The sequence below is a fragment of the Azospirillum sp. Marseille-Q6669 genome, assembly GCF_965111635.1.
In genome coordinates, this window is the sequence record NZ_CBCOOP010000002.1 from 365,662 (window position 1) to 384,980 (window position 19,319).

At 68.1% G+C, this 19,319-nt stretch carries 19 protein-coding genes; 14 read left to right on the top strand and 5 right to left on the bottom strand.

The window, feature by feature from the left end; translation table 11 throughout:
• Positions 1 to 3 precede the first annotated feature (3 nt).
• From ACWPXE_RS12940 to gloA, 11 genes are all read left to right on the top strand, one after another.
• Positions 4 to 741 carry an isoprenyl transferase gene (locus ACWPXE_RS12940; protein ID WP_454018185.1) on the top strand — a complete coding sequence of 246 codons (738 nt, stop codon included), beginning with the start codon at positions 4 to 6 and terminating at the stop codon, positions 739 to 741.
• On the top strand, positions 686 to 1,534 hold the full coding sequence (locus ACWPXE_RS12945; protein ID WP_454018186.1) for a phosphatidate cytidylyltransferase: 849 nt from the start codon (positions 686 to 688) through the stop codon (positions 1,532 to 1,534). Before ACWPXE_RS12940 ends, ACWPXE_RS12945 begins: the two co-directional genes overlap by 56 nt.
• A gap of 7 nt (positions 1,535 to 1,541) precedes the next feature.
• Positions 1,542 to 2,732: a 1-deoxy-D-xylulose-5-phosphate reductoisomerase gene (locus tag ACWPXE_RS12950; RefSeq protein WP_454018187.1), complete on the top strand. Its 1,191-nt coding sequence runs from the start codon at positions 1,542 to 1,544 to the stop codon at positions 2,730 to 2,732.
• A 54-nt stretch (positions 2,733 to 2,786) separates the two neighbouring features.
• Positions 2,787 to 3,920, top strand: a complete 1,134-nt coding sequence (gene rseP, locus ACWPXE_RS12955; protein ID WP_454018770.1) for an RIP metalloprotease RseP — start codon at positions 2,787 to 2,789, stop codon at positions 3,918 to 3,920.
• 29 nt (positions 3,921 to 3,949) lie between these two features.
• Positions 3,950 to 6,319 (top strand): outer membrane protein assembly factor BamA, encoded by a 2,370-nt coding sequence (bamA, locus tag ACWPXE_RS12960; RefSeq protein ID WP_454018188.1) that lies wholly within the window; start codon positions 3,950 to 3,952, stop codon positions 6,317 to 6,319.
• Position 6,320: 1 nt separating this feature from the next.
• Positions 6,321 to 6,899, top strand: a complete 579-nt coding sequence (locus ACWPXE_RS12965) for an OmpH family outer membrane protein (RefSeq protein ID WP_014240159.1) — start codon at positions 6,321 to 6,323, stop codon at positions 6,897 to 6,899.
• A gap of 196 nt (positions 6,900 to 7,095) precedes the next feature.
• The gene (fabZ, locus tag ACWPXE_RS12970; RefSeq protein WP_035673111.1) at positions 7,096 to 7,566 is read left to right on the top strand and encodes a 3-hydroxyacyl-ACP dehydratase FabZ; all 471 of its coding nucleotides are present in this window, start codon (positions 7,096 to 7,098) and stop codon (positions 7,564 to 7,566) included.
• Positions 7,563 to 8,351 carry an acyl-ACP--UDP-N-acetylglucosamine O-acyltransferase gene (gene lpxA / locus ACWPXE_RS12975; RefSeq protein WP_454018189.1) on the top strand — a complete coding sequence of 263 codons (789 nt, stop codon included), beginning with the start codon at positions 7,563 to 7,565 and terminating at the stop codon, positions 8,349 to 8,351. Before fabZ ends, lpxA begins: the two co-directional genes overlap by 4 nt.
• 52 nt (positions 8,352 to 8,403) lie before the next feature.
• Positions 8,404 to 9,246 carry an LpxI family protein gene (locus tag ACWPXE_RS12980; RefSeq protein ID WP_454018190.1) on the top strand — a complete coding sequence of 281 codons (843 nt, stop codon included), beginning with the start codon at positions 8,404 to 8,406 and terminating at the stop codon, positions 9,244 to 9,246.
• Positions 9,243 to 10,463: a lipid-A-disaccharide synthase gene (gene lpxB / locus ACWPXE_RS12985; protein WP_454018191.1), complete on the top strand. Its 1,221-nt coding sequence runs from the start codon at positions 9,243 to 9,245 to the stop codon at positions 10,461 to 10,463. The genes ACWPXE_RS12980 and lpxB overlap by 4 nt, the downstream gene beginning before the upstream one ends.
• A complete protein-coding gene (gloA, locus tag ACWPXE_RS12990) occupies positions 10,460 to 10,855 on the top strand; it encodes a lactoylglutathione lyase (protein ID WP_014240164.1) in 396 nt (131 codons plus the stop codon). The genes lpxB and gloA overlap by 4 nt, the downstream gene beginning before the upstream one ends.
• 6 nt (positions 10,856 to 10,861) lie before the next feature.
• Here gloA and ACWPXE_RS12995 read toward each other — a convergent pair whose 3' ends face one another.
• Complete coding sequence (locus ACWPXE_RS12995; RefSeq protein ID WP_454018192.1) at positions 10,862 to 11,389, bottom strand: GNAT family N-acetyltransferase; 528 nt, start codon at positions 11,387 to 11,389, stop codon at positions 10,862 to 10,864.
• A gap of 122 nt (positions 11,390 to 11,511) precedes the next feature.
• On the opposite strand from ACWPXE_RS12995, the gene ACWPXE_RS13000 reads away from it, so the two are divergent.
• Both ACWPXE_RS13000 and ACWPXE_RS13005 read left to right on the top strand, forming a co-directional pair.
• Positions 11,512 to 12,432, top strand: a complete 921-nt coding sequence (locus ACWPXE_RS13000) for a LysR substrate-binding domain-containing protein (protein WP_454018193.1) — start codon at positions 11,512 to 11,514, stop codon at positions 12,430 to 12,432.
• A gap of 56 nt (positions 12,433 to 12,488) precedes the next feature.
• Positions 12,489 to 13,097: a glutathione S-transferase family protein gene (locus ACWPXE_RS13005; protein ID WP_454018194.1), complete on the top strand. Its 609-nt coding sequence runs from the start codon at positions 12,489 to 12,491 to the stop codon at positions 13,095 to 13,097.
• A gap of 4 nt (positions 13,098 to 13,101) precedes the next feature.
• On the opposite strand, the gene ACWPXE_RS13010 is transcribed toward ACWPXE_RS13005, so the two are convergent.
• From ACWPXE_RS13010 to gltX, 3 genes are all read right to left on the bottom strand, one after another.
• The gene (locus ACWPXE_RS13010; protein WP_454018195.1) at positions 13,102 to 13,308 is read right to left on the bottom strand and encodes a hypothetical protein; all 207 of its coding nucleotides are present in this window, start codon (positions 13,306 to 13,308) and stop codon (positions 13,102 to 13,104) included.
• On the bottom strand, positions 13,301 to 14,614 hold the full coding sequence (gene gltA, locus ACWPXE_RS13015) for a citrate synthase (protein ID WP_038528311.1): 1,314 nt from the start codon (positions 14,612 to 14,614) through the stop codon (positions 13,301 to 13,303). The genes ACWPXE_RS13010 and gltA overlap by 8 nt, the downstream gene beginning before the upstream one ends.
• A 94-nt stretch (positions 14,615 to 14,708) precedes the next feature.
• Positions 14,709 to 16,121: a glutamate--tRNA ligase gene (gene gltX / locus ACWPXE_RS13020; protein WP_454018196.1), complete on the bottom strand. Its 1,413-nt coding sequence runs from the start codon at positions 16,119 to 16,121 to the stop codon at positions 14,709 to 14,711.
• 179 nt (positions 16,122 to 16,300) lie between these two features.
• On the opposite strand from gltX, the gene ACWPXE_RS13025 reads away from it, so the two are divergent.
• Entirely contained in the window at positions 16,301 to 18,463 is a 2,163-nt protein-coding gene (locus ACWPXE_RS13025) for a ComEC/Rec2 family competence protein (RefSeq protein ID WP_454018197.1), read from the top strand.
• A 25-nt stretch (positions 18,464 to 18,488) separates the two neighbouring features.
• On the opposite strand, the gene lexA is transcribed toward ACWPXE_RS13025, so the two are convergent.
• Positions 18,489 to 19,187 carry a transcriptional repressor LexA gene (gene lexA, locus ACWPXE_RS13030; protein WP_035680784.1) on the bottom strand — a complete coding sequence of 233 codons (699 nt, stop codon included), beginning with the start codon at positions 19,185 to 19,187 and terminating at the stop codon, positions 18,489 to 18,491.
• Positions 19,188 to 19,319: the final 132 nt, after the last annotated feature.

Sequence of the window (19,319 nt, forward strand, 5' to 3'; positions counted from 1 at the left end):
GGCATGCGCGACGCGGAAGACAGCCGCCCCCTGCGCCCGCCCGCGCACGTGGCCGTGATCATGGACGGCAACGGGCGTTGGGCGAAGTCCAGAGGGCTGCCCCGCACCGCCGGCCATAAAAAGGGCGTGGACGCCGTCCGCCGGACGGTCGAAGCCGCGGGCGACCTGGGGATCGGCTATCTGACGATCTTCAGCTTCTCGTCCGAGAACTGGCGTCGGCCGGAGGAGGAGGTGTCCGACCTCATGCAGCTCCTGCGCTTCTACCTGCGCAGCGAGATTGCCGACCTCCACCGAAACGGCGTGCGCCTGCGCGTCATCGGCGACCGGGCCCGCTTGTCCAAGGACATTGTCGGCCTGATCGAGAACGCCGAGAATCTGACCCGCGACAACCGCAGGCTGACCCTCGTGGTGGCGTTGAGCTACGGCTCCCGCCAGGAGATCACGCTGGCGGCTCGGCGCTTGGCCGAAGAGGTGAAGGCGGGGACGCTCGATCCTGCGGACATCACCGAGGACCGGCTGTCCGAACGCCTGTTCACCGCCGACATCCCGGACCCCGACCTGATCGTCCGCACCAGCGGCGAGAAGCGCATCAGCAACTTTCTGCTGTGGCAGGCGGCGTATGCCGAGCTGGTCTTTGTGGACACGCTCTGGCCTGACTTTTCCAAGCGTGACCTGGAGGCGGCGATTGAAGAGTTCCACCGACGGGAACGTCGCTTCGGCGCAACCACCGGCACCCGTTAAATCCGGAGACCTGAAGACGCGCGCCATCTCGGCGCTCGTTCTGGCTCCGCTTGTCCTGGCCGCGGTCTGGGCCGGCGGCTGGATTTTCCACGCCCTGATCGCGCTCGGCGCCGTGGCCTCCGCCGTGGAGTGGAGCAACCTCGTTCCCTGCCGCCGCAAGGCTGCTGCCATCGCGTTATCGGTGGCCGGCGTCCTGCTGGCCCTGGCCGCGCAAATCGCCGCCGGGCCGTGGGCGGCCGTCGTCATCGCCATCCTGGCCACCGCCGGTGTCGCGCTGGCCTCGGGCGGGCCGGATCGCGGTCTGTCCGGAGGCGGCGTCCTCTACATCGTGGCCGGTCTGGCCGGTCTGATGTGGCTGCGCGACGATCCGGAGTCCGGCCTCGCCCTGTTCCTCTTCACCATGCTCGGCGTCTGGGCGACCGACATCGGCGCCTACGCCGCCGGACGCACCATCGGCGGGCCGAAGCTGGCCCCGCGCATCAGCCCGAAGAAGACATGGGCCGGTCTGATCGGCGGCATGGCCTCCTCCGCCCTGGTGGGGTGGGGGGTGGCTCTGGCGGCCGGCGCGCAACGGCCGTTGCTGGCTCTTGCGGTGGGCGCCGTTCTGGCTGTGGTGGCGCAAGCGGGCGACCTCTTCGAATCCGCGGTCAAGCGCCGTTACAACGTGAAGGACAGCGGCCATCTCATTCCTGGTCACGGCGGAATCCTGGACCGCATCGACGGGCTGCTCGCCGCGGCCCCGGTGCTGGCCCTGTTCCACGCGACCATCGGCACGGCAATCGCATGGTGGTGACGGGGTCATGGTTGTGAAGGCTGAAGAGGCGGGGAGCGCGCCGCGCCGCGTGACGATCTTCGGTTCGACCGGATCGGTCGGCACGCAGACGGTGGACCTCGTCGCCCGCGATCCGGAGCGCTTCCCGGTGGAGGCGCTGACCGCCAACCGCAACGTCGCCCTCCTCGCCGAGCAGGCGCGGCAACTCCGCCCGAAGCTGGCCGTGGTCGCCGACCCCGCCGCCTACGCCGACCTCAAGGAGGCGCTGGCCGGCACCGGCGTGGAGGCCGCCGCCGGCCCCCAGGCGGTGGCCGAGGCCGCCGAGCGTCCGTCCGACTGGGTGATGGCCGCCATCGTCGGTGCCGCTGGGCTGGAGCCCACGCTGGCCGCCGTGCGCCGCGGCGCCTGCGTCGCCTTCGCCAACAAGGAGGTGCTGGTCTGCGCCGGCGCCCTGATGATGGAGGAGGTGCGCCGCCACGGCGCCAACCTGCTGCCGGTGGACAGCGAGCATTCGGCGATCTACCAGGTCTTCGACTTCGACCGGCTGGACAGCGTCCAGCGCCTGATCCTGACGGCCTCCGGCGGCCCCTTCCGCACCAGGGACCGGGCTTTCATGGCGGCGGCGACGCGCGAGCAGGCGGTCGCCCACCCGACCTGGGAGATGGGCGCCAAGATCTCCATCGACAGCGCCACCATGATGAACAAGGGGCTGGAGATCATCGAGGCGCATTTCCTCTTCGGCGTTCCCGAAGAGAAGATTGACGTCCTGGTCCACCCCCAATCGGTCGTGCATTCGCTCGTCGAGTATGTGGACGGCTCGGTCCTGGCGCAGCTCGGCACGCCGGACATGCGCACGCCGATCGCCTACGCGCTCGGCTGGCCGGCGCGCATCCCGACGCCCGCCGAACGGCTGGACCTCGTCAAGGCCGCAACCTTGACCTTCGAGGCGCCGGACCCCGAGCGATTCCCGGCCCTGAGGCTCGCCCGGGCCGCCTTGCAAAGCGGTGGGGCCGCTCCTACTATTCTCAGTGCCGCCAACGAGGTGGCCGTGCAGTCGTTTCTCGACCGCCGGATCGGCTTTCTCGACATCGAACGGATCGTCGAGGGGGTGTTGGGCACGCTGCCGCACCGGCCGCTCCGCGACCTTGGCGCGGTGCGCGACACCGACGCCGAGGCGCGCCGCGTGGCGGCCGACCGGGTCGCGGCCCTGGCACGCTGAGTCTTTTTCCGGGCGCGGGCCGCGAAGGAACCGCTCCGGGATGCAAAGGATGTGATGGACGTCATGGGCGGCTTCGGGACCACGCTTCTGTCTTTTCTGCTGGTCCTCACCGTGCTCGTGTTTGTGCACGAACTCGGTCACTACCTCGTGGCGCGCCGCAACGGCGTGCGGATCGAGGTCTTCTCCATCGGTTTCGGGCCTGAGCTGTTCGGCTGGACCGACCGCTCCGGAACGCGCTGGAAGTTCAGCGCCATCCCTCTCGGCGGTTATGTGAAGATGTTCGGCGACGCCGACCCGGCGAGCACGCCCGGCGCCCACACGCAGAGCATGAGCGCCGAGGAGCAGGAGGTCTCCTTCCACCACAAGCGGCTCGGCCAGCGGGCGGCCATCGTGGCGGCGGGACCCATCGCGAATTTCCTGTTCGCCATCGTCGCCCTGACCATCCTCTTCGCCACCGCCGGCCAGTCCTTCACCCCGCCGGACGTCGGCGGCGTGCAGCCGGGCAGCGCCGCGGAGCGCGCCGGGCTGCAGCCCGGCGACCTGATCGTCTCGATCAACGGCAGCGGCATTCAGCGATTCGAGGAAATCCGGCAGATCGTCTCCATGCAGCCGGGAGCGCCGCTGGAGATGGTTGTGCAGCGCGACGGGCGTTCGGTCAACCTGACAGCGACTCCGGACGTGCGCGAGGTCACCGACCGACTCGGCAACACCCACCGCATCGGCCAACTCGGCATCATGCGCGGCGGAGCGGAGACGAAGCGCCACGACCCGCTGACCGCGCTGTGGCAGGCGGGACGGGAGGTCGTCGGCATGGTCTCCGGCACCTTCGTGGCGCTGGGACAGATGATCGAGGGTTCGCGCGGCACCGAGGAGCTGGGCGGACCGCTGCGCATCGCCCAGATGTCCGGCGAGGTCGCGCAATCCGGCTGGTATCCGCTGATCTGGTTCATGACCTTCCTGTCCGTGAACCTCGGCATGATCAATTTGTTTCCGGTTCCGCTGCTTGACGGCGGCCATCTGATGTTCTACGCCCTTGAAGGACTCCGTGGGCGTCCTCTCGGACCTAAAGCGCAAGAATACGGTTTCCGCATCGGGCTTGCTTTGGTATTAACGCTCATGGTTTTCGCCACGTGGAACGATCTCGTTCAGCTTCGCGTGGTGGATTTCTTTAGGGGGCTCATTTCCTGAGGGATGCCCCCAAAGCCAGGGAGCGAGCTTTGCGGGTGTCGAGCAGGGTTCTGGCGTTCGGCCTGATGGCCGGTTGCGCCATGACGACGGTTTCTCTTGCCCTTTCCCACGCAGCCTGGGCCCAGGCGGGCGCGCCCAAACCGGGCGCGGCGAAATCCGCCGCGTTCGGCGATGGGACGCTGGTGGCGCAGATGTTCTCGGGCGGCACCATCCGGGACATCCGGGTGGAAGGCGTTCAGCGCATCGAGCCGACGACGGTCCGCTCCTACCTCGCGGTGGCGCCCGGCGATCCCTTCGATCCCGACCGCATCGACCAGTCGCTGAAGGCCCTGTTCAACACGGGCCTGTTCGCCGACGTCGTGCTGAAGCGCGACGGCGATGCGCTGGTGGTGCAGGTGGCGGAAAACCCGATCATCAACCGCATCGCCTTCGAGGGGAACCGGCGCATCGAGAAGGAGAACCTGGAGAAGGAAATCCAGCTCCGTCCCCGCGTCGTCTACACCCGCACGCGTGTCCAGAGCGACGTGCAGCGCATCCTGGACATCTACCGCCGCCAGGGCCGCTTCGCCGCGACGGTCGAGCCGAAGATCATACAGCTCGACCAGAACCGCGTCGATCTGGTGTTCGAGATCAACGAGGGTGTGCGCACCGGCGTGCGCAGCATCACCTTCATCGGCAATGAGAAGTTCTCCGACGGGACGCTGCGCGAGGCGATCCAGACGCGGGAAAGCGCCTGGTGGCGCTTCATGACGTCGGACGACAACTACGATCCGGACCGCCTGAACTACGACCGCGACCTGCTGCGCCGCTACTACCTCAAGGAAGGCTACGCCGACTTCCGCGTCGTCTCCGCCGTGGCGGAGCTGACGCCTGACCGCGAGGACTTCGTCATCACCTTCACGGTGGACGAGGGCGAGCGCTACAAGTTCGGCAAGATGGACATCAGCACCTCCCTGAAGGCGTTGGACCCGGAGCAGCTGCGCAGCGTGCTGAGCACGCGCGAGGGCGACTGGTACAACGCGCAGGAGGTGGAGAACACCATCACCAAGCTGTCCAACGCCGTTGGTGACCTGCAATACGCCTTCGTGGACGTCCGCCCGCGCATCTCGCGCAACCGCGAGAACCAGACCATCGACATCGTCTACGACATCGTCGAGGGGCCGCGCGTCTTTGTGGAGCGCATCGACGTGACCGGCAACGTCCGCACGCTGGACAAGGTGGTCCGGCGCGAGATGCTGCTGTCCGAAGGCGACCCGTTCAGCACGACCAAGCTGCGCCGCTCCGAGCAGCGCATCAAGGACCTGGGCTATTTCGAGCGCGTCAACATCACCACTGCGGAAGGCTCGGCCCCCGACCGCACCGTAATGAACGTCGAGGTGACTGAGCAGTCCACCGGTGAAATCTCCATCGGCGCCGGCTACTCGACCTCGGACGGTCCGCTGGCCGACTTCTCGATCCGTGAGCGCAACCTGCTGGGCCGCGGCCAGGATCTGCGCTTCGGCGCCACCGTGTCGGGCAGCCGCCAGGAATACGACGTCTCCTTCACGGAGCCTTATTTCCTGGACCGTGACCTGTCCGCCGGTTTCGACCTGTTCCGCATCACCCGCGATTACCAGGACGAAAGCTCCTTCGACGAGAAGAGCACCGGCATGGCCCTGCGCATGGGCTATCCGCTGACGGAGAACCTGCGCCAGCGCGTCTACTACCAGCTCCAGAACACCGACATCACCAGCGTTCCCAGCTCGGCCTCCCGGTACATTCAGGACCAGAAGGGTTCGCGCCTGACCTCGCTGATCGGGCAGGAGTTGACCTACGACCGCCGTAACAGCCGCCTGAACCCGACCGAAGGCTATTACATCCGGTTGACGAACGATCTCGCGGGTCTGGGTGGCGACGCCCGCTTCCTGCGCAACCGTCTCGGCGCTGGCTATTACCTGCCGCTGTTCGACGACAGCTGGGTCGTCAGCGCCACCGGCGAGGTCGGCTACATTGTCGGCATCGGTGACGACGGCATTGCCCTGTCCGATCGCTTCTTCATCGGCGGTGACACGCTGCGTGGTTTCAACACCGCCGGCATCGGCCCGCGCGACCTGCGCACCGGCGACGCCTTGGGCGGCACCCGCTATTACCGCGGGTCGGTCGAAATGAGCTTCCCGGTCGGCCTGCCCGAGGAATTCGGGCTGAAGGGCCATGCCTTCACCGACGTCGGCACGCTGGGCAAGGTCGACATCAACGATCCGCTCGTCCCCGACGACGAATCGGTCCGCCTGTCGGTCGGCACCGGCTTGTCCTGGCGCTCGCCCTTCGGGCCGATCCGCCTTGACTTTGCGGTCCCGATTCTCAAGGAAGATTACGACAAGAAAGAGATCTTCCGCTTCAGCTTTGGAACCAGGTTCTAACATGCAGTTCAGCAAGCTCAGGGCGCTGGTCGCCGCCGGTGCGGTGTTGGCGGGCGTCGCGATGGCGACGCCGTCCTTCGCCCAGGACAAGCCGACCGACAACCTCAAGGCGCCGGTCATCGCCGTGGTCGACGTGCAGAAGATCATGCAGGAGTCGAACGCCTCCAAGGGCGTCTCGAAGTCCTTCGAATCGCTGCGCGAGACCTACCAGAAGGAAATTGCCTCGCTGGAGGACAAGCTGCGCAAGTCCGAGGAGGAACTGCGCAAGCAGCAGACCGTGCTGGCTCCGGACGCGCTGGCCAACAAGCGCCGCGACTTCGAGAAGCAGGTCGGCGAGGTCCAGAAGACGGTGCAGAGCCGCAAGCGCGCCCTGGAAAACGCTCTGAACGAGGCGATGGCCGTCGTCCACAAGAACATGGTGGAGATCGTGGCCGACGTCGCGCGCGAGCGAGGGGCCAACCTGGTCCTCGCCCGCCAGCAGTTCGTCCTGGTCGACACCCAGCTCGACGTCACCGACGTCGTGCTGGAGCGGGTGAACAAGAAGCTGCCCCAGGTCGCGCTGACCGTTCCCAAGCAGTAAGGCGCGTCGGAACGAGCCGCCACGCTTCCGCAGGGAGGCGTGGCGGCTTTTTGTTTGCGCAAAGGGGGGAGCCGGAATGCCGTCGGCGTCGGGATTGCCAAATCCCCGGAAATGGGGCACAAGGGGCTTCGTCCTGGGCCGCCGCAGGCGCGGCGCGGGGCGTTCTCGTGGATTTTGAAAGGCGGGCGGCCGGACCATGGATGTGACGGCGGACAACAAGAAGATAGCCGACCTCGACATCATGCGGATCATGGAAATGATCCCGCATCGCTATCCGATTCTGATGATCGACCGGGTGATCGACATCACTCTGGGCGAAAGCGCCACCGGCGTGAAGAACGTCACCATCAACGAGCCGTTCTTTCAGGGGCACTTCCCGTCGCGACCGGTGATGCCGGGCGTGATGATCATCGAGGCGATGGCGCAGACCTCCGCCGTGCTGGTGGTCGCCACGCTGGGCAAGGAGTCCGAGGGCAAGCTGGTCTATTTCATGACCGTGGACGAGGCGCGTTTCCGCCGCCCGGTCACGCCCGGCGACACCATCCACATCCACGTAACCAAGCAGCGCCAGCGCGCCAACGTGTGGAAGTTCAAGGGCGAGGCCAAGGTCAACGGTGTCCTGGTCGCCGAAGCCGTCTATTCCGCCATGATCCTGGACGAGAAATGAGCGTTTCCATTCACCCGACGGCGGTCGTCGATCCGGCCGCCAGGCTGGGCGAAGGCGTTTTCATCGGTCCCTTTTGCGTGGTCGGGCCGGATGTCCAACTGGGCGACCGCGTGCGGCTGACCTCCCACGTGGTGGTCGAGGGCCGTACGCGCGTCGGCGAGGACTCGGTGGTCTATCCGTTCGCGTCCATCGGCCACCGCCCGCAGGACCTGAAGTTCAAGGGTGAGCCGTCCGAACTGATCATCGGGCGCAACAACCAGATCCGTGAGCATGTCACCATGAGCCCCGGCACCGAGGGCGGCGGCATGGTCACGCGGATCGGCGACAACGGCCTGTTCATGGTCGGCGTCCACATCGCCCACGACTGCGTCGTCGGCAACAACGCGGTCCTGGCGAACAACGCCACGCTGGCCGGCCATGTGGAACTGGGCGATTTCGTGACCATCGGCGGGCTGTCGGCGGTTCGCCAGTTCGTCCGCATCGGCTCGCACGCCATGATCGGCGGCATGTCCGGCGTGGAGAAGGACGTGATCCCCTACGGCCTCGTCATGGGCGACCGGGCGCGTCTGGCCGGCCTGAACCTCGTCGGGCTGGAGCGTCGCGGCTTCCAGAAGGACGAGATTCACGCCCTGCGCGCCGCCTATCGCTTGCTGTTCGGCAACGAGGGCACCTTCGCCGAGCGCATGGAGGAGGTCGGGCGCGACCTGGGGCAGCAGGCGCTGGTCGCCGACGTTCTGACCTTCGCACGGGCCTCGCGGTCGCTCTGCCAGCCGCGCGAGGGCTGAGGAGCCGTCCGGGCTCCGTTTCCTTGTTCTGTTCCGTGGGAGAGTCCCGGCCATGTCGCAGCCTCTTCCCAAGCTCGGCATACTGGCGGGCGGCGGCACGTTGCCGGCCCGCATCGCCGCCGCGGTGCGCGGCCAGGGGCGCGAGGTCTTCGTCGTCGCCTTCGACGGCCACACCGACCCCGCCACCGTCGTGGGCCTTCCTCATCTGTGGAGCCGCTTCGGCGCCGCCGGCAGCATCATCGACCGGTTGAAGAAGGAAAAGGTCGGGGAGCTGGTCTTCGCCGGACCGGTGCGCCGGCCGTCATTCACCGAGCTTCTTCCCGACTGGTACACCACCAAGTTCCTCGCCAAGGTCGGCACCCGCGCGCTCGGCGACGATGGGTTGCTGCGCTCCGTCGCGCGCGAACTCGAAGGGGAGGGGTTCCGCGTGGTCGGTCTGCACGAACTCCTGGGCGAGCTTCTGACCCCGGCTGGGCCGGTGGGCCGGCTGCGTCCGGACGGCGAGGCGGAGCGCGACATCGCCCGCGCGGTCGAGGTCGCCCGCACACTCGGCGCTCTGGACGTCGGACAGGGCGCCGTGGTGCAGCAGGGGATCGTGCTCGCCGTCGAGGCCATCGAGGGCACCGACGCCATGCTGGCCCGCTGCGCCGGGCTGGCGCGGCCCGGCGCGGGCGGCGTGCTGGTCAAGGTGAAGAAGCCGCAGCAGGACCGCCGCCTTGACCTGCCCACCATGGGGGTGACGACCGTGGAGAACGCCGCCCGCGCCGGTCTGCGCGGCATTGCCGTCGAGGCGGGCGGCAGCCTGCTGGTGGACCGCGCCGCGGTGGCCGAGGCTGCCGACCGGCTGGGTCTCTTCGTCGTCGGCATCACCGTTGCGTCGGAGGCCCGGTCGTGAGCGATCCGCTGATTTTCCTGATCGCCGGGGAGCCCTCCGGCGACGCGCTGGGCGCGCGGCTGATGGCCGCCTGCAAGCGGCTGACCGGCGGGCGGGTGCGCTTCGCCGGCATCGGTGGCGAGAAGATGGTCGCGGAGGGGCTGGAGAGCCTGTTCCCGATGGGCGAACTGACCCTGTTCGGCGTGTTCGAACTGCTGCCCCATCTGCCGAACCTGCTGCGCCGCATCGACCAGACGGTCGCGGACATCCTGCGGCTGCGGCCCGACGCGGTGGTGGGCATCGATTCGCCGGGCTTCACGGTGCGGGTGTCCAAGCGGGTCAAGGCACAGGCGCCGGAGATTCCGCTCATCCACTATGTGGCGCCCACCGTCTGGGCCTGGAAGCCGAAGCGCGCCGCCAAGTACGCGGCGATCTATGATCATCTGCTGGCTATCCTGCCCTTCGAGCCGCCCTATTTCGAGAAGGAAGGGCTTCCCTGCACCTTCGTCGGCCATTCGGTGGTGGAGAGCGGCGCCGGGCATGGCGACGCGCAGCGCTTCCGGGAGACCCACGGGCTGGCACCGGATGCGCGGATCGTCGCCGTCCTGCCGGGAAGCCGGAAGGGGGAGGTGTCCCGCCTCCTCCCCGACTTCCGCGCCACGCTTGAGCGCTTGCTGCCGTCTCATCCGGAACTGGTCGCCGTGGTGCCGACCGTGGCGACGGTGCGTGACCGCGTGGCGGCGGAGGTGGCGGGCTGGCCGATGCCCACCATCCTCGTCGAGGGCGACGGCCCGAAATACGATGCCTTCGCCGCGGCGGAAGCCGCGCTGGCGGCGTCCGGGACGGTGGCGCTGGAACTGGCGTTGGCGCGCCTGCCGACGGTGATCGCCTACCGCCTCAATCCGGTGACGGTGGCCTTGTACCGGCGGCTGATCCGGGTCAAATACGTCAATCTGGTCAATCTGATGCTCGACCGCATGCTGGTGCCGGAACTGCTTCAGGAGGACTGCCGCCCCGACCGATTGGCGTCCGAACTGGGGCGTCTGCTCGACGATCCGGCCGCCCGCGCGGCGCAGATCGACGGGGTGATGGAGGTGGCGCACTGGCTGGGGCAGGGCGGAACGCCGCCCAGCGAGCGCGCTGCCCAGGTCGTGCTGGAGGTTTCTGCCGGCCAGCCGCATAAGACGAGGCCGGATAAGACAAGAGCGCAAGAACCCGCTTGGGAGAAGAGACCATGAGCCAATTCCGCCTGCTGCACACGATGCTCCGGGTCTATGATCTGGAGAAGTCGCTGGACTTCTACACCCGCCTGCTCGGCATGAAGCTGCTGCGCCGCAACGATTATGAGGGCGGCCGCTTCACGCTGGCCTTCGTCGGCTATGGCGATGAGAAGGACACCGCCGTCCTGGAGCTGACCCACAACTGGGACCAGGCCGAGCCCTACGCCATCGGCACCGCCTATGGCCACATCGCGCTGGGCGTTCCAGACATCTACGCCACCTGCGAGCAGCTCGCCAAGGAAGGCGTCAAAATTCCGCGCCCGCCCGGCCCGATGAAGCACGGCACCACCGTGATCGCCTTCATCGAGGACCCGGACGGCTACAAGGTCGAGCTGATCGAGACGAAGTAACCGGTCTCACAGCGTTTTGTAGAAGAGGACGGTGTCATGGAAGGCGCCGTCCGCTTCCACCGTGTAGCCGGGAATCAGCCCGGCCCGCTGCCAGCCCGTCGCCTCGTAGAAAGGCTCGCCGCGGTCGCCCTTCAGCGTGTCGAGCACCAGAAGCGACCGCTCCAGACCACGGGCGGTGTCCTCCACCGCCGCCATCAGCCGTCGCGCGACTCCGTTCCGGCGGTAGCGGGTGAAGACGAGCAGCTTCTGCACCTCGGCGCGGTGCGCGCCGTTCGGCTTGCTGCAGAGCGCCAACTGCACGCTTCCCAGCAACTCTCCCTCCGGCCCACGGGCGATCAGCAGACGGTGCGCGCCGCCCGACAGCAGCTTGGCCACGCCGCCCCAGAAGGCCCGCTTCCAGTGAGGGGCCAGCGGGGCGTGGTAGCCCACCGAAGCGCCGCTGTTCACCGCGTCCTCCAGAAGCGCTTCCAGTTCCGCGCGCAGGCGGCCGTCATCGAGAGTGGAGATGTCGGTGATGGACAAGGTCATGGTCATGGGAAGTGCCGGGATGGTTCGGTGTCTGCGCCCAAGCCTGCCCGCCGCTCCCCCGGTCCACAATTGACTTCGCAGGGCATGGGTGTGAGGAATCCTCACATCGACCTCCGGAGACGCCACCGATGCCGCGCCTTCCCTTTACCGCCTTGGCCGCCTTCGAAGCGGCGTCCCGCCACGGCAGCATGACGCGCGCCGCCGACGAGCTTGGCCTGACACATGGCGCGGTCAGCCGACAGGTGGGTGATCTGGAGAAGCGGCTGAATGTCCGTCTGTTCGATCGCACCCCGCAGGGGCTTCACCTGACCGACGCCGGGCGCGATCTCGCGCAGGCCTGTACCGCCGGGCTGGGGCGGGTTCAGGAGAGTTGGGACCGCATCGCCGGACAAGGGCCGGAACGGCTGCGCATTGCCGCGCCGCGCACTTGGGCGGCCTTGTGGCTGGTGCCGCGTCTGGGGCGCTTCCTGGATAGCCGGGCGGGCCTGCGGCTGGACATCGAGGGGGGCAACACGGATCGCGCGTCGGAGGCCGAGGCGGGCTGGGCGGTCATCCGCTACGTGCGCGGCGGCGATCCGGGTCCCGACGGGACGCTGCTGTCGGAAGAGCCGCTGTTCCCGGTCTGTGCGCCGTCGCTGGCCGAGCGGCTGTCCGGTCCGGCCGACCTGTCCCGCCAGACGCTGCTGCATTATCAGGCGTCGCCGGACTGGAGCCTGTGGCGCTCCGGCAGCGGGGTAAGTCTGTATGGAGCGGGCAGCCTGAGCTTCTCGGAATCGGTGATGGTGATCCAGGCGGCCATGGCTGGGCAGGGGATTGCGCTGGGGCGCCCATCGCTGGTGCTGGAGGCGCTGGAAGCGGGACGGCTCGTCTGCCCCTTCGGACCGGCGGTGCCTTGCGGCGACCGCTACGTGCTGACCGCCCCGGCCGAAGGGCGGGGGCGCGGCGTGCTCCGCGCCTTCCGGCACTGGCTGCTGGCGGAGGCCGCGGCGGATCGGTCGCGGCTGGAGCGGCTCGGCATACCGTGTCCGCAGGGCCGCGCTGGCGCCTGACTCCGTTTCGTGTTTATATCCGCTATCGGATGGATTTGGAGCGGAGACACGCCCCCATGCTGCGCCTTTACGACAACCTGTCTTCCGGAAACGGCTACAAGTGCCGGCTTCTGCTGCACAAGCTCGGCATCCCCTATGAGCGGATCGAGTTGGACATCGACCGGGCGGAAACCCGCACCCCGGAATTCCTGGGCCGGAATCCGAACGGCCGCATCCCGACCCTGCAATTGGAGGACGGCACCCATCTGCCGGAATCCAACGCGATCCTGTGGTATCTGGCGGAAGGCACGCCCTATCTGCCTGACGACCGCGAAGGCCGCGCGCGGGTCCTGCAATGGATGTTCTTCGAGCAGTACAGCCACGAACCGAACGTCGCGACCGTGCGCTTCTGGATCACCCACCATGTGGAGATGACGGAGGAGCGCAAGCTGGGGCTGGTGACCAAGCGCCGGCTTGGCTACGACGCGCTGGGCGTCATGGAGGGGCATCTGGCGGAGCGCCGCTTCTTCGTGGGCGATCGCTTCAGCATCGCCGACATCGCGCTCTACGCCTACACGCATGTGGCGGAGGAGGGTGGTTTCGATTTGTCCGCTTATCCGGCGGTGCGCGCATGGATGGAGCGTGTGGCGGCGGAAGGGCCGCACATCCCGATCACCCAGGGCTAAGAGGTCAGATCAGCACCACCGCGGCGATCATCGCCACAATCACCGCATAGAGGACGATGCGGCGAAGCCGCCGCGACAGCGGCGGCTTGTTGTCGTTCGCGACCGGCTGGCCCTGACGGACCCGCCGCGCCGGAACGATGAACGCAGCCGGGCTGCGGGCGGCTCCGTCGGAGCCACCCGTCCCGATGTGTGCTGTCGGCCGGTTAGCCACGCTCGGCCAGCGGGATGAAGTCCCGCTTGGTCGCGCCGGTGTAGAGCTGACGCGGACGGCCGATCTTCTGGACCGGGTCCTCGATCATCTCCTTCCACTGGGAGATCCAGCCGACGGTGCGCGCCACGGCGAACAGCACGGTGAACATGCTGGTCGGGAAGCCCATCGCCTTCAGGATGATGCCCGAGTAGAAGTCGACGTTCGGGTACAGCTTCTTCTCGACGAAGTACGGGTCCTCAAGGGCGATCTTCTCCAGCTCCATCGCGATGTCAAGGAGCGGCTCGTCCTTGATTCCCAGCTCGGCCAGGACCTCATGGCAGGTCTTGCGCATGACCTGGGCGCGCGGGTCGTAGTTCTTGTAGACCCGGTGGCCGAAGCCCATCAGGCGGAAGTTGTCGTTCTTGTCCTTGGCGCGGCGGACGATCTCCGGGATGCGATCGACGGAGCCGATCTCCTCCAGCATCTTCAGCACGGCCTCATTGGCGCCGCCGTGGGCCGGACCCCACAGCGAGGCGATGCCGGCGGCGATACAGGCGAACGGGTTGGCGCCCGACGAGCCGGCCAGACGGACGGTCGAGGTCGAGGCGTTCTGCTCGTGGTCGGCGTGCAGGATGAAGATCTTGTCCATGGCCTTGGACAGGACCGGGTTGACCTTGTACGGCTCGCACGGCGTGCCGAAGGTCATGTAGAGGAAGTTCTCGGCGTAGGACAGATCGTTGCGCGGGTACATGAACGGCTGGCCGACCGAGTACTTGTAGGCCATCGCGGCGATCGCCGGGATCTTGGCGATCAGGCGGTGCGCGGCGATCTTGCGCTGCACCGGGTCCTCGATGTCCGTCGAGTCGTGGTAGAAGGCCGACAGCGCGCCGACGACGCCGCAGAGAACCGCCATCGGGTGGGCGTCGCGGCGGAAGCCGCTGTAGAAGCGGGTCAGCTGCTCATGGACCATCGAGTGGCCGCGCAGGATGCCCTCGAACTCTTCCTTCTCGGCGGCGTTCGGCAGGTGGTTGTTGAGGAGAAGGAAGCAGACCTCCGGGAAGGTCGCGTGCTCGGCAAGGTCGTCGATGGCGTAACCGCGGTGCAGCAGAACACCCTCATCACCGTCGATGTAGGTGATCTTGGACTCGCAGCTGCCCGTCGAAGTGAAACCCGGATCGTAGGTGAAACAACCGGTCTCGGCGTAGAGCTTGCGGATGTCGATCACGTCCGGACCCGTGCTTCCCTTCATCACGGGCAGGCTGACCTGCTTGCCAGTCCGGTTGTCGATCAGGGTGAAGGTATCGGCCTTGTCCGCGGTTTGGGTCATCTCGGCACGTCCTTATCTTTAGGGTTGGGGCTTAACGCCCTTTTCGAATGCGCGCAGCATAGTTCTATGCCGGGCGGATATCAACGCACGGAAGTTAGCCCCGTGCTGCAGTTGCGGCATCCTTCATCCGGGCCAGCGTTTCCGCGCGGCCCAGGATCTCGGCCACTTCGAAGATGGGCGGCGACACGGTGGAACCGGTGAGCGCGGCGCGCAGCGGCTGGGCGATCTTGCCCAGCTTTTCGCCCCGCTCCTCGGCGAAGGCGCGGACCAGCCCTTCCAGGGCGGCGGCGGTGAAGTCGGCTTCGGCCTCGAAGCGGGCGGCGAGGTCGGTCAGGACGCCGCGGCCCTTCTCGTCCAGCAGCGCGGCGGCCTTGTCGTCCATCGCCAGCGGCCGCGCGGCGAGGTAGAAGCGGGCGCTCTGGGCGAGATCGACCACGGTGCGGGCGCGCTGCTTCAGCCCGTTCATGGCGCGGGTCAGCAGGTCGCGCTCCGACTCGGTCAGCGCGCGGCCAAGCTCGGCCTCCAGCCGCGGGGTAGCCAGACCCACGAGGCGGGCGTCGTCGGCCTGCCGCATGTAGTGGGCGTTCAGGTTCTCCAGCTTGGCGAAGTCGAAGCGCGAGGGGGAGCGCCCGATGCCCTCCAGGTTGAACCACTCCACGGCCTGCTCGGTCGAAATGATCTCGTCGTCGCCGTGCGCCCAGCCGAGCCGCAGCAGGTAGTTGCGGATCGCCTCCGGCAGGTAGCCCATGTCGCGGTAGGCGTCGACGCCCAGCGCGCCGTGGCGCTTCGACAGCTTGGCGCCGTCCGGACCGTGGATCAGCGGGATGTGGCCGAATTCCGGCAGGTCCCAGCCCATGGCGTTGTAGATCTGGATCTGGCGGAAGGTGTTGGTCAGGTGGTCGTCGCCGCGGATGACGTGGGTCACGCCCATGTCATGGTCGTCCACCACCACCGCCAGAAGATAGGTCGGGGTGCCGTCGGCGCGCAGCAGGATCAGGTCGTCGAGCTGGGCGTTCTGCACCGTCACCTCGCCCTGGACGCGGTCCTTCAGGACCGTTTCGCCCTCCTGCGGCGCCTTCAGGCGGATCACCGGCTTCACGCCGGCCGGCGCCTCGGACGGGTCGCGGTCGCGCCAGCGCCCGTCGTAGCGCACCGGCTGGCCGGCCGCCTTCTGGGCGGCGCGCATCTCCTCCAGTTCCTCCGGGCTCGCGTAGCAGTAGTAGGCGCGGCCGGCGGCCAGCATCTGCTGCGCCACCTCGGCGTGGCGGTCCTTGCGGGCGAACTGGCTGACCGCGTCGCCGTCCCAGTCGAGGCCGAGCCAGGACAGGCCGTCAAGGATGGCGTCCACCGCGGCGTCCGTCGAGCGCTGGCGGTCGGTGTCCTCGATGCGCAACAGGTACGTGCCGCCATGGTGGCGGGCGTACAGCCAGTTGAACAGCGCGGTGCGGGCACCGCCGATGTGGAGAAAGCCGGTGGGCGACGGGGCGAATCGGGTGACGACGGTCATGGGTGGCTCAATTCCAGGTTCGGCGCTGCTACAGTGCTGCGGCCGCCGCGCTGTGGCTGCTGCGGTGCGACTGCGGTGGTGCGGTGGTGTAACACATTAACGGCGCCGGAGGCATTTGCCTTGCGCGCATAGGCGACAGTATGGCCCACGGGGTTGAAGAGGGCGCAGACGAAGGTTTGGTGGCGGAGGAGGGCGATGCCGGTCCTGTCCGTCGCGGCGTCGGCGCGCGCCTTTCCGCGGCGGCTCTGGAATGTCTCGCCGCGGAGCGGGAGCGCTGGGCGCTGTGGCTGCCAGTGGGGACGGGCGCGGGCGTGGCGCTGTATTTCGGCCTGCCCGCCGAGCCGCCGTTCTGGCTGGGGCCGGGCGCTGCGGTCGGTTGTCTGCCTCTGCTGTGGCTGGCGCGGCGGCGTCTGGCGCCGGTCGTTCTGCTGCTGGGGCTGTTGAGCGTCGCTCTGGGCTTCGCCGCGGCGCAACTTCACAGCGTGGTGGCGGCGGCGCCGATGCTGACGCGCGAACTTGGACCGGTGCAGGTCACCGGGCGGGTGCTGGCGGTCGAACGGCAGCCCACCGGCACGCGGCTGATGGTCGGGGAGCCGATGGTGGAGCGGCTGGCCCCGGAGGCGACGCCGGAGCGGGTCCGCTTGTATCTGCCGGCCAAGTTGACGTCGCCGGAGGCCGGGAAGGTGGTGCGGCTGCGCGCCATGCTCCACCCGCCGGCCGCCCCGGCGGAGCCAGGGGCGTTCGACCTGCAGCGGCGGGCCTATTTCGAAGGCTTCGGTGCGGTCGGCTTCGTCATGGGCGCCCCCGTCGCGCAGGAGGCGCCGCCGCCCGGAGGTTGGCGACGGGTGACCGTGGCCTTCGAGCGGGCGCGCGCCGCCATCGCCGAGCGGGTGCGCGCCGTCGTGACCGACTCCGCGGAGGCCAGCGTCACCGCCGCCCTGCTGAACGGCGACGCCGCGGCGATTCCCGAGCCGATGATGGACGCCTTCCGCGACAGCGGCCTGGCGCATCTCCTGTCCATTTCCGGCCTGCATGTGGGCATTGCCGCGGGGATCGTCTTCTGGGTGGTGCGGGCGCTGCTGGCGCTGGTTCCCTGGGTGGCGCTGCGCTGGCCAATCAAGAAGATAGCGGCGCTGGCCGGCATCCTGTCGGCGATCCTCTACACGCTGCTGGTGGGGGCGCCCTTGCCGACGCTGCGGTCGGTGCTGATGACCGGCCTCATCATGGGCGCGGTCATTGCCGACCGATCACCGATCAGCATGCGGTTGGTCGCTTTCGCTGGCATCGTCACCGTCCTCTACGACCCGGAGGGGATGCTGGGGCCGAGCTTCCAGATGTCCTTTGCGGCGGTCGTCGCCCTGATCGCTGCCTTCGAACGCTTCACGCCCTGGGCGGTGCGGCAACGGCGCGAGATGGGCTGGCTCGGCCGGGGAGCCATGACTCTGGGCGGCATCGCTTTTTCCAGCGTGGTGGCGACCGTCGCGACAACGCCATACGGGCTCTATCATTTCCAGCAGGTCGCCTTTTACGGCGTACTGTCCAACATGGTGGCGATCCCCATCACGACGGTGTGGATCATGCCCTTCAGCCTGCTCTCCTACCTGCTGCTGCCCTTCGGGCTGGAGGGGCCGGCGGTGGCGGCGATGAACTGGGGCGTCCGGCTGGTCATCGAGACGGCGGAGCGGACCGCGGCGCTGCCCGGAGCGACGGCGTTTCTGCCGGCCATGCCGGACGCCGCCATCGCGGCGGTCACGCTGGGCGGGCTGTGGCTGGCCATCTGGACGGGACGCTGGCGCTGGCTGGGGCTGGTGGCCTTGGCTGGCGGGCTGGTCGCCCCGGCCGTAGCGCCGCGGCCCGACATTCTGGTGTCGGAGGACGGAACGCTGATGGCCGTGCGCGGCGCTGAGGGGATCCTCAGCCTGTCGACCGCCAGCGACGGGCGGGTCGCCAACACGTGGAGGCGGCGCGACGGCATGGAGAAGCCGGAAGAAAAAGCCGGGCAGGATGTCTGGCCGCTTGTCGGGGTGAGCCTGGACAGACGGCTGCGCTGCGACGCCTTGGGGTGCCTCTACCGTGCGCAGGGGAAGACGGTGGCGCTGCTGCGACAACCGGACGCCTTACCGGAGGATTGCGCTGTGGCCGATGCGGTGGTGACCGCAACCCCGTCGCGCGGGTGTCGGGCGCCGCTGGTCATCGACCGTTGGGGACTGCGGCGGGAGGGTGCGCACACGCTCACCCTGTCGGACAAGGGCATCCGGGTGGAAACCGTCCGGGGGCAGCGCGGCGACCGCCCTTGGACGATGGGGGGAAAGCTGCCCGACGGAAAGACCGGGGCGCGCTGAACCGCCGCCCCGGAGCATCCTGCCGTCAGTACTTCCGCACCAGCCCGACGAGGCGGCCCTGCACCCGAACCCTGTCGGCACCGAAGATGCGGGTCTCGTAGGCGGCGTTGGCCGGTTCGAGCGCCACGGTGTTGCCCTTGCGGCGCAAGCGCTTCAGCGTGACCTCGGCGTCGTCCACCAGGGCTACGACGATGGAGCCGTTGTCCGCGCTGTCGCAGCGCTGGATGACCACCGTGTCATGGTCGAGGATGCCGGCCTCCACCATGGAATCGCCAGCGACTTCCAGCGCGTAGTGGTCGCCCATGCCGAGCATGGCGGCGGGAACGTCCACGAAGGCGGAACCGTCGCGCAACGCTTCGATGGGCGTGCCCGCGGCGATCCGGCCGTAGAGCGGAAGCTGCACGGATTCGGACGCCGGGTTCGCCTCGCGTCCCGCGAAGCTGAAGTCGCCCTTGATGACGTTGGGCTGGAACTTGGCGCGCGGCGGCCGGGTGCGGGCGGTCTCAAGCCCCTCCGGCAGGCGCAGCACTTCCAGCGCGCGGGCGCGGTGGGGCAGGCGGCGGATGAAGCCGCGCTCCTCCAGCCCCGTGATGAGGCGGTGGATGCCCGACTTGGACTTCAGGTTGAGAGCGTCCTTCATTTCGTCGAAGGAAGGGGACACACCGCCCTGTCCGAGCCGCTCGTTGATGAAAAGCAGCAATTCATGCTGCTTGCGCGTGAGCATTTGTGCCTCCCGGCCGGTTCCGCACTAGATATGGAACAAAAGCAAAACGTTCCATCTTGTTCTAGTTTGGTTCTTAACCCCCGTCAAGCCCTACGGATGAAATCAATCGCAAATCGACGGACAGGACTCCCA